At 64.9% G+C, this 16,318-nt stretch carries 12 protein-coding genes; 5 read left to right on the top strand and 7 right to left on the bottom strand.

Translation table 11 applies throughout. The features are described 5' to 3' along the window. Window positions 1-4 precede the first annotated feature (4 nt). Window positions 5-382, top strand: coding sequence for a methylglyoxal synthase (locus HB375_RS05255; RefSeq protein ID WP_167671934.1), 378 nt, complete (start codon window positions 5-7; stop codon window positions 380-382). Here HB375_RS05255 and hrpB read toward each other — a convergent pair. After that, the gene (gene hrpB / locus HB375_RS05250) at window positions 379-2,844 is read right to left on the bottom strand and encodes an ATP-dependent helicase HrpB (protein WP_167671933.1); all 2,466 of its coding nucleotides are present in this window, start codon (window positions 2,842-2,844) and stop codon (window positions 379-381) included. The genes HB375_RS05255 and hrpB overlap by 4 nt on opposite strands. Window positions 2,845-2,949: 105 nt before the next feature. Further along, the gene (locus HB375_RS05245) at window positions 2,950-3,567 is read right to left on the bottom strand and encodes an HAD family hydrolase (RefSeq protein WP_343232354.1); all 618 of its coding nucleotides are present in this window, start codon (window positions 3,565-3,567) and stop codon (window positions 2,950-2,952) included. A gap of 90 nt (window positions 3,568-3,657) precedes the next feature. Here HB375_RS05245 and HB375_RS05240 point away from each other — a divergent pair, with 90 nt between their 5' ends. After that, entirely contained in the window at window positions 3,658-4,398 is a 741-nt protein-coding gene (locus HB375_RS05240) for a sulfite exporter TauE/SafE family protein (protein WP_167671931.1), read from the top strand. On the opposite strand, the gene HB375_RS05235 is transcribed toward HB375_RS05240, so the two are convergent. Then, window positions 4,395-6,683, bottom strand: coding sequence for an NADP-dependent malic enzyme (locus tag HB375_RS05235; RefSeq protein ID WP_167671930.1), 2,289 nt, complete (start codon window positions 6,681-6,683; stop codon window positions 4,395-4,397). The genes HB375_RS05240 and HB375_RS05235 overlap by 4 nt on opposite strands. A gap of 146 nt (window positions 6,684-6,829) precedes the next feature. Between HB375_RS05235 and mutS the strand changes: the two genes are divergently transcribed. Then, window positions 6,830-9,550, top strand: coding sequence for a DNA mismatch repair protein MutS (gene mutS / locus HB375_RS05230; protein ID WP_167671929.1), 2,721 nt, complete (start codon window positions 6,830-6,832; stop codon window positions 9,548-9,550). 3 nt (window positions 9,551-9,553) lie between these two features. Here the strand turns inward: mutS and HB375_RS05225 are convergent, their stop codons facing one another. Beyond that, window positions 9,554-10,183, bottom strand: a complete 630-nt coding sequence (locus HB375_RS05225) for a hypothetical protein (protein ID WP_343232353.1) — start codon at window positions 10,181-10,183, stop codon at window positions 9,554-9,556. A 13-nt stretch (window positions 10,184-10,196) separates the two neighbouring features. Then, a complete protein-coding gene (locus tag HB375_RS05220; protein WP_167671927.1) occupies window positions 10,197-11,588 on the bottom strand; it encodes a selenium-binding family protein in 1,392 nt (463 codons plus the stop codon). A gap of 212 nt (window positions 11,589-11,800) precedes the next feature. Here HB375_RS05220 and HB375_RS05215 point away from each other — a divergent pair, with 212 nt between their 5' ends. Both HB375_RS05215 and olsB read left to right on the top strand, forming a co-directional pair. After that, the gene (locus HB375_RS05215) at window positions 11,801-13,339 is read left to right on the top strand and encodes a YifB family Mg chelatase-like AAA ATPase (RefSeq protein WP_167671926.1); all 1,539 of its coding nucleotides are present in this window, start codon (window positions 11,801-11,803) and stop codon (window positions 13,337-13,339) included. 193 nt (window positions 13,340-13,532) lie between these two features. Next, on the top strand, window positions 13,533-14,450 hold the full coding sequence (gene olsB, locus HB375_RS05210; protein WP_425515159.1) for a l-ornithine N(alpha)-acyltransferase: 918 nt from the start codon (window positions 13,533-13,535) through the stop codon (window positions 14,448-14,450). Here olsB and queG read toward each other — a convergent pair. Both queG and HB375_RS05200 read right to left on the bottom strand, forming a co-directional pair. Then, window positions 14,438-15,664, bottom strand: coding sequence for a tRNA epoxyqueuosine(34) reductase QueG (queG, locus tag HB375_RS05205; protein WP_246728363.1), 1,227 nt, complete (start codon window positions 15,662-15,664; stop codon window positions 14,438-14,440). The genes olsB and queG overlap by 13 nt on opposite strands. Then, window positions 15,562-16,254, bottom strand: a complete 693-nt coding sequence (locus HB375_RS05200; RefSeq protein WP_246728362.1) for a glutathione S-transferase family protein — start codon at window positions 16,252-16,254, stop codon at window positions 15,562-15,564. Before HB375_RS05200 ends, queG begins: the two co-directional genes overlap by 103 nt. Window positions 16,255-16,318: the final 64 nt, after the last annotated feature.

Raw genomic sequence — 16,318 nt, 5'->3', positions numbered from 1 at the left:
GAGCATGAAGAACCTCACATTGGCGCTCGTCGCGCACGACGCCAAAAAAGACGACATGTCCCATTTCGTGGCCATGCACGAAGCGACCCTTCGCCCCCTCACGCTCTTCGCCACCGGTACGACCGGCGGGCGCATCATGGAACGATGCCCGTCTCTTACCGTCACCCGATTGAAGAGCGGGCCGCTCGGCGGCGACCAGCAGATCGGCGCGATGATCGCGGAGGGCAAGATCGATGCCCTGTTCTTCTTCGTCGATCCTCTGTCGCCACATCCGCACGATGTGGACGTGAAGGCGCTGATGCGTCTGGCGCTGGTCTACAACATCCCCATGGCTCTCAACGTCGCGACGGCGGAGCGGCTGATCGCGAGCTTTGAGGACTAAGTCCCGCGTGGCTTGGCGCGCCTTGTCGGCGGCGCGGTCAGCGGGTCTTCGGGCCACGGGTGCTTGGGATATTGCCCACGCATGTCGGCCCTCACCGCCGCCCACGATCCGCGCCAGAAACCCGGCAGATCGCGGGTGATCTGGATCGGGCGATGCGCCGGCGAGAGAAGGTGCAGGACGAGCGGCACGCGCCCGGCGGCAATCGTCGGATGCTTGTCGAGGCCAAAGAGTTCCTGCACGCGTACAGCGAGCACCGGGCCTTCTTCCGATCCATAATCGACCGGGATTTCGGAGCCGGTCGGCACCTCGAAATGGGTCGGCGCTTCCGCATCGAGCCGCCGCTGGAGATTCCAGGGCAGCAGGCTCCGTAAGGCCTCGCTCAAGAGATCCGCCCCGATATCGTTGATGCCTGCCTTGCCGACAAGATGCGGCGCAAACCATTCCTCCGCTGTCGCGACGAGCGCCTCATCGGACAGGTCCGGCCATTCCTCGCCTTCGGCCTTGCGCAGAAACATCACCCGCTCGCGCCACTGCGCCAGCGCCTTCGAGAAGGGCAGTCCATCGATGCCAAGCGACACGAGACCGGTTGCGAGCGCACGCGCCGCTTCCTCTGTCTCAGGCACCCGGAGCGGACGCTCATTGAGAGCGATCGCCCCATAGCGGCGCACGGCACGAGCGCGCAGGGCGCGGGCCTGACGATCGAACGTCACTTCCTGCCGCTGCTCGATCTTGTCGCCAAGGAACGCTTCGATCTCATCCGGCGCAATCGGCGCGGCGGCGAGAACGCGGGCGGAGGCCGCGCCACCGGAGATTTCGGCGATGGCGAGATAAGGCTCCTTCGCCAGCCGGTCATGGGGTTCGAGCGCGGCCCCGCGCCCATTGGCCATCAGGTATTCGCCGGGCTTGCCGCGTGCTTTGGCGAGGCGGTCGGGATAAGCGAGCGTCAGCAGCGCACCGGAGGAATGCTTCTCGCCATTGGCTGAAGAAGCAGCCGCCTTCGCCCAGCCCTCCGCCATGCGGCGCATATCTTCGGCGCGTTTCGAGCGATCACGGCGGAAACGCTCGACACGCTCGGAGAGATCGACGACGTCACCGCCAAGACCGCGCTCCACCAGCACGGCGGCGAGGTCCGCCGCATCGCGCGCCTGTCCGCTCTCGCCGGCTATCAGCACCATTCTTCCTAAGCGCGGCGGCAAGGGCAGATCGCGCAGGCGGCGGCCGGTTTCGGTGATGCGCCCCTCATCATCCAATGCCTGCAATTGCTGTAGAAGCGCCCTCGCCTCTTTCACGGCGGGCTTCGGCGGCTTGTCGAGGAAGGCGAGGCTTGCCGGGTCGGTCACACCCCAAGCGGCGCAATCGAGAAGCAGCGGCGCAAGATCGGCGGAGAGAACTTCAGGACGCGCGAAGGCCTCTAGAGCGCCGGTCGCGGCTTCTTCCCACAGGCGATAGCACACGCCCGGTTCCGTGCGCCCGGCGCGGCCCCGCCGCTGATCGGCGGCGGCGCGGGAGACGCGCACAGTTTCAAGCCGCGTCAAACCGATATCAGGCTCGAAGACCGGCACGCGCGCCAAGCCTGAATCGATGACGACGCGCACGCCCTCGATGGTGAGCGACGTTTCGGCAATCGAGGTGGCCAGCACCACCTTGCGGCGACCGGGCTTGGCGGGGCTCACTGCAAGATCCTGCTCGCCCCGTTCCAACGCGCCGTAAAGCGGCGCGATGTCGATGGCGGGATCGGTCACGCGTTCACGCAGAAGCGTTTCAACCCGGCGAATCTCGCCCTGCCCCGGCAAGAAGACGAGGACGGAGCCGGTCTCCGCCCGCAAGGCGCGAGTAACCGCGTCCGCGACCTGCTCGTCGATCCGGCGGTTGGGATCGCGCCCGAGATAGAGCGTCTCGACCGGATAGGCGCGCCCTTCTGATTCGATCACGGGTGAGCCACCCAACAGCCCCGCAACCCGCGCCCCGTCGAGCGTCGCGGACATGACGAGAAGCCGCAGATCCTCCCGCAAGCCGCCTTGCGCATCGAGCGCGAGCGCAAGCCCGAGATCGGCATCGAGGGAGCGTTCGTGGAATTCGTCGAAGAGAACGGCGGCGACACCCTCAAGGGAGGGATCGTCCAAAATCATGCGGGCGAACACGCCCTCGGTCACCACCTCGATCCGGGTCTTACAGCTGATCTTGGAGCCAAGACGCACCCTCAGGCCCACGGTTTCGCCCACCGCCTCGCCCAAGGTCCGCGCCATACGGTCCGCCGCCGCGCGGGCGGCAAGGCGCCGGGGCTCGAGGAGGATGAGCTTTTTGCCCTGCACCCAAGGCTCATCGAGGAGCACGAGCGGCACCCGGGTCGTCTTGCCCGCGCCGGGCGGGGCGACAAGCACGGCATTGGGGCGCGCGCGAAGGCTCTCCGTCAGATCGGCAAGGACGGCATCGATCGGCAAGGAGGAGTCAAAGGCGCGCATGGCCGCCTGATGGCCTATGTGGGGCTTAAGGGCAAGCGGGGGCGTTGAACGCCTCTGTCATTCCAGAGCGCTGAAGGCGGAGTTCCGGAATGACAGGGTGGTTTGTCAGACAGGAAACCCGTGCTGGCGCAGCTCGACCGCAAGATCGACGCTCTCGACAAAATGGATCGCGTGCATGCCAACGGCCTTCGCGCCTTCCACATTGGCCTTCGAATCGTCGATGAAGATGCAATCCTCAGCCTGCAACCCATAGCGGCTGAGCAGCAGATGGTAGATCGCCGGCTCAGGCTTGAGCAGTTGTTCATCGCCGGAAACGATGATGCCGTCGAAGCTCGCGAGGAAAGGATAGCGCTTCTTCGACAGGCCGAGCTTCGGCGAGGAAAAGTTCGTGATGCAGTAGTTCGGCACGCCGGCATCGCGCAGGTGGCCGAGCACCGCGACGTTGTCCTCGAACACGCCCGCAACGGTTTCTTCCCAGCGGTCGTGATAGGCGCGGATGGCGGTGTGGTGGTCGGGAAAGTCCGTCACGAGAAGGGCGACCGCCTCCTCCCAATCGCGGCCGCGATCCTGCTCGAGGTTCCACTGGTTGGTGCAAACCGTGGAAAGAAACCACTCCATCTCCGCCTCGTCAGAAAAGACCTTGCGGTAGAGATTGCGCGGGTCCCAGCGCAACAAAACATTGCCGATGTCGAATACGACGGTGGTGGGCGCTTTGGCAGTCACGTTTTCCCTCATCCGTTATGAGCAGAAAGACGGTCTAGCGTTTTTGAGGCGGCTAATCTACCGCAGCCGGCAACGACCCTGAGAGAACCTATGGAACACGTTACGCTCCTGCAATACGCCCTCGTCGCCATCTGTGCCTTGTCGGCGGGAACGCTGGGCGGAATTGCGGGCTACGGCACCGGGCTTCTCATGCCGCTGATCCTCACACCCATCGTCGGCGGCGAGGCCGTAGTGCCGATCATCGGGGTTTCGGCTCTGTTGACCAATGCCAGCCGCGTCGCGGCCTTCCGTGATGAGATCGACTATCGCCGCGCCCTGCTGATCGGAGCCCTGGCGCTGCCGACCTGCATGCTCGGCGCTTATGGCTACACGTTTCTGTCGGGCAAAGGCGCAACCTTGGTCATCGGCACCTTTCTCATTCTCATGGTCCCGGCGCGGCTTCTGCTGAAGCGTCTGCGCGCTCGCTTGGATGGCGGCGGTCTGATGACGGCGGGCGCAGGTTACGGGCTGCTGGTCGGCGGCACCGCGGGATCGGGCGTGGTGCTTCTCTCGATCCTGATGGCCGCCGGCCTTAACGGCCGCGCCGTCGTCGCGACGGACGCGATCATTTCGTTCGGCCTGGGACTGGTGAAGACGGGCACATTCCACGTTGCGGGCGCGCTGCCGTTCTCGGCCTGGATCATGGCGCTGATCGTGGGGCTTTCCGCGACACCCGGCGCTTTCATCGCGAAGCGGCTGACACAGGCGCTGCCGATTCACATCCACAACGCCATTCTTGACGCCGCCATCATCTGCGGCGGCGTCGTGCTGATCGCGCAGGGTTCGCGTTAACCGCCGATGTTATAGGCCGCCAGCGCTGCCATATTGACGATGTCCGCATCGGTTGCGCCGAGCGAGACGATCTGCACCGGCCGGTCGAGGCCGACGACGAGCGGGCCCAAAACCATCGCGCCGCCGAGTTCCTGCAGCATCTTGGTCGAGATCGAGGCCGAGTGGAACGCGGGCATGACGAGCACGTTCGCCGGGCCCTTCAATCGGCTGAACGGATATTGCGCCATCAGGTCCCGGTTGAGCGCCACATCCGCCGACATTTCGCCGTCGTATTCGAAATCGACGCGCATATCGTCGAGGATCTCAACCGCTTCCTGAATCTTCTCGGCACGCTCGGCACGCGGATGGCCGAAGGTCGAGAAGGAGAGCAATGCCACGCGCGGCTCATAGCCAAGACGGCGTGCGACGCCCGCAGATTCGATAGCGATTTCCGCCAGTTCCTGCGCGGTAGGCATTTCATGAATCGCGGTGTCCGCGACAAGCACGGTGTGGCCGCGCGCGAGGCAAAGCGAGACGCCGATGACGCGGTGGCCGGGCTTCGCGTCGATGACGCGGCGGATATCGGAAAGCGCGGTCGAATAGTTGCGGGTCGCACCCGTCACCATTGCATCCGCATCACCGAGCGCCACCATGGAGGCTGCGAAGTGATTGCGGTCCTGATTGATGAGGCGCTGGCAATCGCGGAACAGGAAGCCCTTGCGCTGCAGGCGCTCATAGAGGAACTGCGCATAGGTGCTGTTGCGGTGCGACAGACGCGCATTGTGGACCTCGATGCCTTCGCGGCCTTCGAGATCGATGCCCGCATGCGCGGCAGTCTCGTAAACGCGATCCTCGCGCCCCACGAGAATCGCGCGCCCAAGCCCCTGGTTGACGAAGGAGATCGCGGCGCGGATCACCTGCTCCTCCTCGCCCTCCGCGAAGACGACGCGCTTGGGGAACTTGCGCACGCGCTCGAAGATGCGGTTGAGCGTTCCGGCGACAGGGTCGCGCCGCGCGGAAAGCTGTGCCTTATAGGAACGCATGTCGACGACGGGACGGCGCGCGACGCCCGTATCCATGGCCGCCTTCGCAACCGCCATCGGGATCGTGTGGATGAGGCGCGGATCGAACGGCACCGGGATGATGTACTCGCGTCCGAAGCGCGGGCGCGCGCCCTGATAGGCGGCAGCCACCTCGTCGGGCACATCCTCACGCGCAAGGTCGGCTAGCGCTTGCGCGGCGGCGATCTTCATTTCCATGTTGATTGTCGTCGCCTGCACGTCGAGCGCACCGCGGAAGATGTAAGGAAAGCCCAGAACGTTGTTGACCTGGTTCGGATAGTCCGACCGGCCCGTGGCGATGATCACGTCATCGCGGATCTGCGCCACCTCTTCCGGCGTGATTTCCGGGTCGGGATTCGCCATGGCGAAGATGATGGGGTTCGGCGCCATGGAGCGGATCATGTCTTCCGTGAACGCGCCCTTGGCAGACAGGCCGAACACGGCATCCGCGCCCTTGAAGGCATCGGCCAGCGTGCGGGCATCGGTCTCGGCAGCGTGGGCCGACTTCCACTGGTTCATGCCCTCGGTGCGGCCGCGATAGACGACGCCCTTGGTGTCACACAGGATCACGTTGTCGGGCGCGAAGCCCATGGCCTTCAAAAGCTCGGTGCAGGCGATGCCGGCAGCGCCCGCGCCATTCACCACGAGCTTCGTCTTCGCCATGTCGCGTCCGGTGAGATGCAGCGCATTGATGAGACCTGCCGCCGCAATGATAGCCGTGCCGTGCTGGTCGTCATGGAAGACGGGAATGTCCATCAGCTCGCGCAGCTTCTCCTCGATGATGAAGCATTCGGGAGCCTTGATGTCCTCCAGATTGATGCCGCCGAAGGAGGGTCCGAGATAGCGCACGCAATTGATGAAAGCGTCCGGGTCTTCCGTGTCGACCTCGAGGTCGATGGAATCGACGTCCGCAAAGCGCTTGAAGAGGACCGACTTGCCCTCCATCACGGGCTTGGAGGCGAGCGCGCCGAGATTGCCAAGGCCGAGAATGGCCGTGCCGTTCGAAATCACCGCCACCATGTTGGCGCGGGTGGTGTAGTCGAAGGCGAGCGAGGGGTTTTCCGCAATCGCCTTCACGGGCACCGCGACGCCGGGCGAATAGGCCAGCGACAGGTCGCGCTGGGTCGCCATGGGCTTGGTGGGCACCACCTCCAGCTTGCCGGGGCGGCCCTGCGCATGAAATTGCAGGGCCTCCTGGTCGGTGAAGGTCGGGCGGCTGCGGCGGTTCGAGGGCTGATCGTTCATGGAACAGGTCTGGCGTTGTCTGGGCGTTTCCAAAGGGGCTGCGACTTTAAGACAAGGTGGCGGCCTCCCTCAAGACTTGTCCACACCCTTTCCTTGAAAGCCATGAGGCGGGTGAAAGCCGGGGCCGGCTTTGCTAGACAGGCAGGATGTCGTCCCAGGCCCTCTCCGAATCCCCCGAACCGACCGAGCCGCCCGCAGTGAAACCCGCGCCGGAGGCCCGCGTCACGCCCATGATGGCGCAGTACGTCGAGATCAAAGCTGCGAACCCGGACAGCCTCCTGTTCTACCGGATGGGGGACTTTTACGAGCTGTTCTTCAACGACGCGGAGATCGCGAGCCAGGCCCTCGGTATCGTTCTGACCAAGCGCGGCAAGCACCAGGGGGAAGACATCCCCATGTGCGGCGTGCCGGTGGACCGGGCGGACGACTACCTCCAGCGCCTGATCGGCCTCGGCCACCGGGTCGCCGTCTGTGAGCAGACCGAGGACCCGGCGGAGGCGAAGAAGCGGGGGGCGAAATCGGTGGTGCGCCGCGACGTGGTGCGCCTCGTCACCCCCGGCACGATCACGGAAGACCGCCTGCTCGATCCCGGCCGGGCAAACTATTTCCTCGCCATCGCACGTCGCCGCGCCTCCGACACGCAATGGGCTTATGGGCTCGCCGCCGTCGATATCTCGACCGGACATTTCGTTCTAAGCGAGACGGACGGCACCGGGCTTGCGGCGGAGATCGCCCGTTTCGAGCCACGCGAAATCCTCATCCCCGATGTGATCCATGACGACCCCGAGCTTGCCGCCTTCTGGCGCGAGACGCGGACCGCCATCACACCGCTCTCTCGCGAGGGCCTCGACCCGGCTTCCGCCGAGCGGCGGCTGAAAGATTATTTCGGCGTTGCGACGCTCGACGCCTTCGGCTCGTTCAGCCGGGCGGAGATCACGGCGGCGGGCAGCGCGCTGTTCTATATCGAGAAGACCCAGATCGGCAGCCGCCCGGTCCTCAACCCGCCGAGCCGGGAGAACGCAGGCGCGGCACTCGCCATCGATGCCGCCACCCGCGCCAACCTTGAACTCACACGCACGCTCGCCGGTGAGCGGGCGGGCAGTCTGCTGGCGACCATCGACGCCACGGTGACGCCCGGCGGCGCGCGGTGTCTCGCCGAGCGGCTGGCAGGTCCCCTCACCGATGTCCGTATGATTCACGACCGGCAGGATGCGGTTGGGGCGCTCGTCGAGAATGGCGACCTGCGCGAGCGGGTGCGACGCATCCTGAAACGCTCGCCGGACCTCGCCCGCGCCCTCTCACGCCTCGGCCTGGGGCGCGGCGGCCCGCGCGATCTCGCTTGCGTCCGCGACGGTTTGTTTGCGGCACGCGATCTCGGGCTTGAGCTGGCGAAGACGCCCGACCTGCCGCGCGAATTGTCCGCCGCCGCCGAGCGGCTGAAATCGCTGCGCACGGACGTTGCCGACAAGCTCGCCGCAGCCCTTGCCGAAGAGCTGCCGCTGCTGAAGCGCGACGGCGGCTTCATCCGTCAGGGCTTTTTGAGCGACCTCGATGAGCTGCGCGAGTTGCAGCAGGATTCCCGCCGCTTCATCGCCGCCCTTCAGGCGCGCTACGCCAACGACACCGGCTGCCGGACGCTCCGCGTAAAGCATAACCACATGATCGGCTACTTCGTGGAAGTGCCGCAGAATGTGGGCGAGGATCTGTTGAAGGAGCCGTGGAAGGACACCTTCGTCCACCGTCAGACGATGGCGGGCGCGATGCGCTTTTCCACTATGGAACTGGGCGAACTGGAATCCAAAATCGCCTCCGCCGCCGACCGGGCGCTGAAGATCGAACTCGGATTGTTCGATACGATGGCGCAAGAACTGCTCGACCTGTCGGGCGATGTGGCGGCAGCAGCCGAGGCCATCGCGGTGGTCGATGTCACCGCGGCCCTCGCGGACCTTGCCGTGCGGCTCGATTGGCGACGTCCTACCACCGACAACGGCCTCGCCTTCACCATCAAGGGCGGGCGGCATCCGGTGGTCGAGGCGGCGCTCAAGCGCGAGGGCACGGCCTTCATCGCCAACGATTCCGATCTGTCAGGTAAGGACGCCGGGCACATCCTGCTCATCACCGGCCCGAACATGGGCGGTAAGTCGACCTATCTGCGCCAGAACGCACTGATTGTGGTGCTGGCGCAAATGGGCTCCTTCGTGCCTGCGAAGGAAGCGCATGTCGGCGTCGTCGACCGCCTGTTCTCCCGCGTCGGCGCGGCGGACGATCTCGCGCGCGGGCGCTCGACCTTCATGGTCGAGATGGTGGAAACCGCCGCCATTCTGAACCAGGCGACCTCGCACTCCCTTGTGATCCTCGATGAGATCGGACGCGGCACGGCGACCTTCGATGGCCTCTCCATCGCTTGGGCCGCCATCGAGCATCTGCATGAAGCCAACTGCTGTCGCGCGCTCTTCGCTACCCATTTCCACGAGCTGACCGCGCTCGCCGACCGCCTGCCGCGCATCGCCAACGCGACGCTGAAGGTCACAGAATGGAATAACGAGGTGGTGTTCCTGCACGAGGTCGTGCCGGGTGCTGCCGACCGCTCCTATGGCCTGCAGGTGGCGAGGCTCGCGGGCCTGCCGCATGCAGTGGTCGAGCGCGCGAAAACCATTTTGAGCGAGCTTGAAAAGTCGGACCGGGAGAAGCCGAAGCGGGCGTTGGTCGATGATCTGCCGCTGTTCGCCATGCCCGTCCGCCAGGAGCCGGTTGTCCAACAGGCGAAGCTCGACCTGCTGCGCGAGGCTCTCGCCGCCATCGATCCGGACCAGATGACCCCACGCGAGGCGCTGGACGCGCTCTATCGCCTGAAGGCGCAGGGCTGAGGGTCACTGCGCGAGAAGCACAAGGCCGCCTGCGGCCAGCGCGCCGCTCCAGAGCGCGTCGAGGTTGATCCAGCTTCTACGCAGGAAGGCGAGCCCTCGGTCGTAGACGATCAGGCTAACCACCCCAATGGTCGCCAGCATCGCGGCGGTGTGGACTCCGAGCGCCGCAAGCGCAATCGGGAGCGAGGTGTTCGCCCCGACTTCCGCCGCCGGGCCTGACGAGGCGCAGAGGGTGAGAAGCGGCGGCACGAGCATGAGCCCCGCCCCATGCGCGCCCGCCATCATGAACGACCATAGGGCGAGGCCGACGAGGCCCGCCTGCATGCCGACGCGCACACGTCCGCGATGGCCAAAGAGCGCATGCGCCAAGGCCCAGATCACGAGGACGATGCCGGAAGCGCGGGCCAGAAGCGTCATGTCGAGAACGGCCCCGAATACCACCACGGCCATGAGCACGACGGCCACCGCCGCCGCGTGGCCGAGGGCGATGGGGGCAAGCGCGAGAAACACAACGCCCCGGCTCTGCCGGTGAAGGCCGAGCGCGACAGCAAAAAGCCATCCCATCGCGGGGTTCAGCCCATGAAAGGCGCCGAGCCCCGCAAGGGTCAGCCAAGGCCAGAGGGTGGACGACATCGCGCTCATCGCGTCACGGATAGCAATAGGAATCCGACGAGCAATCGCCGCCTTCGAGCCTCACCTGATGCGGCCGGTGTCCCTTGGGCCATTCGATAAAAAAGTCCTCGTCGAGCGACATGCCGCCTCCCGGCTCCACATTCACCTTTGCCATCCAGCCATCGAAGCCGCGGTCATAAAGCTGCCCATCAATCACGCCGTAGAGCGAGTTAGTGAAATAGACCCGCCGACCATCCCGGCTGATCTCGACCATCTGCGGCGCGCCCGTGAGATGGCCGTTGCCCGCCTTGGGATGGGTTGCGCGGGAGACGACCCCGCCGAGTCGCACCTTGCCAGTGAGCTTCGGATTGAAGGGGTCGGACACGTCATATTGCTGGAGATCGCCCGTGCCCCAGCAGGCCACGTAGAGAAAGCGGTCGTCCATTGACAGGTCGATGTCGGTGACGAAGGGCGGAACCGCCGAAAACCCTTTGAGGATCGGCGGCAGATCGTCCGGATTCGCGGGCTCGGCCGGGATGGTGATGACCTTCCTGACGGCCCACCGGTCGCCATCGCGGTACCAGGTCCAGATCGAGGACGAGAGATCCTTGAGGCTGATGACGCAATTGACGAAGCCGTAGGCCTTGGTCGGATCGTGCGCGGGACGCAGCTCAAAGATAAGCTGGTACTCCTCCCCGAAGTCGATCTCCTGCACATGCTTGCGCTTCAAAAGATCCCAGAAATGGATGCGCCGGCCGTAGCGCGAGCCGAGAAGCACCTCCGGATCGAGCCCTTTCTCAAACGTGTCGGGCGTTCCCCACTCGCTCGTTACCAGCGTGTCGTAGCCGAGATGCCACCAGGCGTCATAGGCGAGGCGCTGCGAGCCTCTGTCGACCTCCCACTGCCCCAGCGGCTCGAAGGTTTCGTGGTCCATGACGAACATGCCACCGGGCGCCTTGCCCTCCGCATTGCCGAGGGCAGTCACATAGATGCCTTCGGGCCCGCAATGAACCGTATGGGGCCTCGTGTAGCCCGTCCGGTCCGCGATCTCTTCCGGCTCGATCACCTTGACGATTTTTGGATGGCGCGGGTCGGGCTTGGTGTCGAGGATATGGATGCGCGAGGAGCGCAGGCCCGGCACCACGAGATAGCGCCGCTCCACATGTGGGTGGGGCATGTTCGGGCAAAGGCACGAGGAGCACGCGTTCCACCCGAAATGGTGTAGCTCATCGCCCACATGCGGCATGGCGACGGTTCCCACGATCTGGGAATAGGACGAGGATTTCGGATCAAGATCGACCACTGCGATGCCATCGGGCTGCTGCTGGTCCGGGTCGACCATGGCCACATAGGCCAGCGTCTCGGGCGGAGCCTTTTCCGCCATGCGGGGGGATGGATAGAAACTCGGATCTGGCTGCCAACGCATGACGACACTCTCCCTTGTCGCCCCCGGGGCTCACGGCAAGTGTCTTGGTCTTTGTTGCGAGGGGCGGATCATACCTCATCGCTCGCCCGGTGTCCCCTCGCCGGCCAAAGATTCATCAGGGTCCGGCCGGCCTTAACGGATCAAAATGAAACACTATCGCGCCGCACCCAGTCGCGCTAAAACTCGGCCATTGCCGGGGAGGGTTCAGCCTGATGGTCATGCGCGTTTCAACGGTCGCCTTCGAGGGTATCGAAGCGCGGGCGGTCGATGTGCAAGTCCAGATTTCGTCCGGCACGGTCGCCTTCATGATCGTCGGCCTGCCGGATAAGGCAGTGGCGGAATCACGCGAGCGGGTGCGCTCGGCGCTCATCGCCTCCGGCCTCGCCCTGCCCGCCAAGCGCATCACCGTCAATCTCGCGCCCGCCGATCTGCCGAAGGAAGGCAGCCATTACGACCTGCCCATCGCGCTTGGCGTCATGGCCGCCATTGGGGCCATTCCCGGCGATGCGCTGAACGGCTTTACCGTTTTGGGCGAACTGGCGCTCGACGGGTCGATCACCCCGGTGACGGGTGTTCTGCCCGCCGCCATGGCAGCCTTCGACCGCCAGCACGGGCTGATCTGTCCCGAGGCCTGCGGCGCGGAAGCCGCCTGGGCCTCGAGCGAGATCGAGATTCTGGCGCCTCGGTCGCTCGTACAACTCGCCAACCACTTCAAGGGCACGCAGGTGCTGGCGCGGCCCGAACCGGCGATCATGCGGCTCTCAAACGCCCTGCCCGACCTGCGCGACATCAAGGGGCAAGAGAGCGCCAAGCGCACGCTCGAAATCGCAGCGGCAGGCTCTCATAACCTCCTAATGAGCGGCCCTCCGGGCGCAGGCAAATCCATGCTGGCGCAGCGTCTTCCCTCGATCCTGCCGCCGCTCTCCCCGCGCGAGTTGCTGGAAGTGTCGATGATCCAGTCCGTTGCGGGTTTGCTGGAAAACGGCGCGTTGTCCGACCGCCGTCCGTTCCGCGCACCGCATCATTCGGCCTCCATGGCGGCGTTAGTGGGCGGGGGCCTGAACGCTCGGCCCGGCGAGGCCTCGCTCGCCCATCACGGCGTTCTCTTCCTCGACGAGTTGCCGGAATTCCAGCCGCAGGTGCTCGATTCCTTGCGGCAGCCTTTGGAGGCAGGCGAGATCCTGATCGCCCGCGCGAACCATCGCGTCACCTACCCTGCCCGCTTCCAGCTCGTTGCCGCCATGAACCCCTGCCGCTGCGGGCAGGCGACGGAGCCGGGCTATGTCTGCCGCCGGCAACCCAACGAACGCTGCATCGCGCAATATCAGGCCCGGCTCTCCGGCCCGCTGCTCGACCGTATCGACCTCGTCATCGAGGTTCCGGCGGTGACGGCGGCGGATCTGATCCTGCCGGCGCCCGTCGAGGGATCGGCGGAAGTTGCGGCCCGGGTCGCCCGGGCGCGGGAGGTGCAGGCGAAGCGCTATGCCGCGCTCAACCTCGACGGCATCGCCACCAACGCGGCCTGCCCCGCCCCGCTGCTGGAGGAGGTGGCGCAACCTGATTCGGGTGGCCTGACCCTGATTCGGGACGCGGCGAACGCCATGCGGCTCTCCGCACGCGGTTTCCACCGGGTTCTCAAAGTTGCCCGCACCTTGGCGGACCTCGATGGCGAAGAACGGGTGCAGCGCATCCACTTAGCCGAAGCTTTGTCCTATCGCGCCCATAGTGATCGGCGCCCGGCTGCGGCATGAAAGCAGACCTAAATCACGAAAAATCTTGCTAAGCCGGCTTTTCACCTCGATATCTGTTGTCACAAAACCGTTCGAAATGAGCTTTATGTCACGACGCAAGGCGGCTGGCCCCGAATCCAGCCCAGAACGAAGAACCGGAACGCGTCCCCACGAGGCTTCGATGATTCCCTCTCCGTCGACAAACGCGGCAACCATGCAGCGACCCGCCCTGGCGCCTGTGATCAACACGCTCGTCTCGCCCAAGGGCATGACGAAGTTCATTCCTGGCCTGTCCAAGATCGTCCGACATCACGGCTCGCTCGACCCCGTACTTGGCCGCCTCGGCTCTCTGGAGGTGCGCCTGGCGACGACCACCAAGGAAATCCGCAAGGCGCAGAAGCTGCGCTTCAAGGTCTTCTTCAAGGAGATGTCGGCAGCTCCGAACGGCGCATCGCTCATTTCCCGCCGCGACGTCGACGAATACGACGCGCTGTGCGACCACCTGCTCGTTCTCGACCACGATGCCAAGAAGCGTTTCGGCAAGCAGAAGCCGAAGGTCGTCGGCACCTACCGCCTGCTGCGCCAGGAAGTGGCAGACAGCCATTCCGGCTTCTACACCGCGGGCGAATACGACATCGCGCCGCTGATCAAGGCGCATCCTTCCTTACGTTTTCTCGAACTTGGCCGCTCCTGTGTGCTCAAGGCCTATCGCAACAAGCGCACCGTTGAACTGCTGTGGCAGGGCATCTGGAATTATGTGCAGCACCACCGCATCGACGTGATGATCGGCTGCGCGAGCCTTGAAGGCACGGACCCTAAGGAACTCGCCCTGCCCCTGAGCTTCCTGCACCATTATGCCGCCCCGCCGACCGGATGGCACGCCGCCGCACTCCCCGAGCGATTCACGGCGATGGACATTTTGCCGAAGGAGGAGGTCGATCCGAAGGCGGCGCTGCACGCACTGCCGCCGCTGATCAAAGGTTATCTCCGCCTCGGCGCCAGCTTCGGTCGCGGCGCGGTGATCGACCATCAGTTCGGCACCACCGACGTGCTGGTCATCCTGCCGGTCACGGCCATCAGCCCGCGCTATGTCGGCCATTTCAGCGCGGCGGCAAACCGTCAGGCGGCGTAAGCAGCTTCCCATTCCGCGCGGACTTGCGGATCGGTTTCATTCTCCGATCGCCCCTTTGCATGAGCGGCCAACACTTGCGGCGACGTGAGATGCGCCAGCGCCCACACGGCCATGGCGCGCACCAGCGGCGATGCGTCGTCGAGCAGACGCTCAGCCTCGACGGCGAGGCGCTCATCGCCTGAATTGCCGATGGCGATGAGGACGTTGCGCACGAACCGATCACGCCCGGTGCGCTTGATCGGCGTGCCCGCAAAGAACGCGCGGAACGCCGCATCATCGAGCCGCGCCAAATCGGCCAGCGGCAAAGCGGCCAAATCTTCCCGCTGCTGCAATCTCACCTCGCGCCCAACTTGCGCGAACTTATTCCACGGGCACACGGCCAAGCAATCATCGCAACCGAAGATGCGATTGCCGATGCCTTCGCGAAGGTCCGGCGGAATATGCCCCTTATGCTCGATGGTGAGGTAGGAAATGCAGCGGCGCGCATCGAGCTGATAGGGCGCCGGAAAGGCCTTCGTCGGGCAGATGTCGAGGCAGCGGCGGCAGGAGCCGCAATGATCTTTTTCCGACGCATCGGCGGGAAGCTCCGCCGTCGTGAAGATCGCACCGAGAAAGAGCCAGTTGCCGAATTCGCGTGAGACCAGAACCGTGTGCTTGCCCTGCCAGCCGAGGCCCGCCGCTTCTGCCAGCGTCTTTTCCATGACCGGCGCGGTGTCGACGAAGACCTTCACATCCGATCCACCCTTGGCGGCGAGGAAGCCGGCAGCCTCCTTCAGCTTGCCCTTGATGACGTCGTGATAGTCGCGATTGCGGGCATAGACGGCAATCGAGGCGCGGTCCTTGAGCTGAAGGGCGGCGAGCGGATCGCCGCTCGGGCCGTAATTGAGGCCGAGCAGCAGGACGCTTTTCACGTCCGGCCAGAGCACGCGCGGATCGGCGCGGCGCTCAGCCGTTTCCGCCATCCACTCCATGGAACCCTGGTGGCCTTGGGCGAGCCAGCTTTGCAGCCGCTCCGGCGCAAGCGGGATCGCATCCGGCCTTGCGACGCGGACGATATCGAAGCCGAGCGCCCTGGCGCGGGCGATGAACGCCTCTTTCAGCGCGCGGGCTTCTAGAAATCCAGATTGTCGTAGTGATCCGCCGGGGCCATGCCCGCCACCCGGTCCGCCAGAAGCGTGCGGAAGGACGGCCGGGATTTCACCTTGGCGTACCAATGCTTGGCTGTTTCGTCCTCGTCCCATGGCACGTCGCCGAGATAATCCACCACCGAGAGATGAGCCGCCGCCGCCAGATCCGCATAGGTCATCTGGTCGCCCGCCAGCCAATTCCGCTTCGCGGTGAGGAAGCCGATATATTTCAGGTGGTATCGCACATTGGTGCGGGCTGCGCGAATCGCGCTCATATCCGGCGGTCCGCCGCCAAGCTCGGCGGGCATGAAACGCTTGTAGATCTTTTCCGTCGCCAGATAATCCGTCACCTCCTCGTGGAATTTCACGAGGAACCAGTCCATCAGGCGGCGCACCTCAACGCGCTGCGCCGCGTTCTGCGGCATAAAGCGGCGGTCGCCGGCGCTCTCGTCCCACGTTTCGTCGAGAAACTCCGCCAAAATCCGCGCGCCCGGCACTGCCAGCCCCTCATCGTCGATGAAAAGAGGCAGGTTTCCGGCCGGATTGAGTTCGAGAACGGGAACGCGCCGCTCCCAGGGTTTTTCCTCGACAAGGTCCGGCTCGAGGCCCAATTCGGCCAAAACCAAGCGCGCGAACCGCGAATGCGGACAAAAGGGATAGGAATGAAGGATGGCCATTGGCGTGTCAGACGCGAAACAGGCGGCGAGAATAAGGCCACGTTTCGTTAAGACCCGGTAAGGA

Origin of the sequence: Microvirga terricola (assembly GCF_011777495.1) — a bacterium.
Classification (GTDB): Bacteria; Pseudomonadota; Alphaproteobacteria; order Rhizobiales; family Beijerinckiaceae; genus Microvirga; species Microvirga terricola.
The sequence above is the reverse complement of the archived record's forward strand: the minus strand, read 5'-3'. Positions and strand labels throughout refer to the sequence as shown.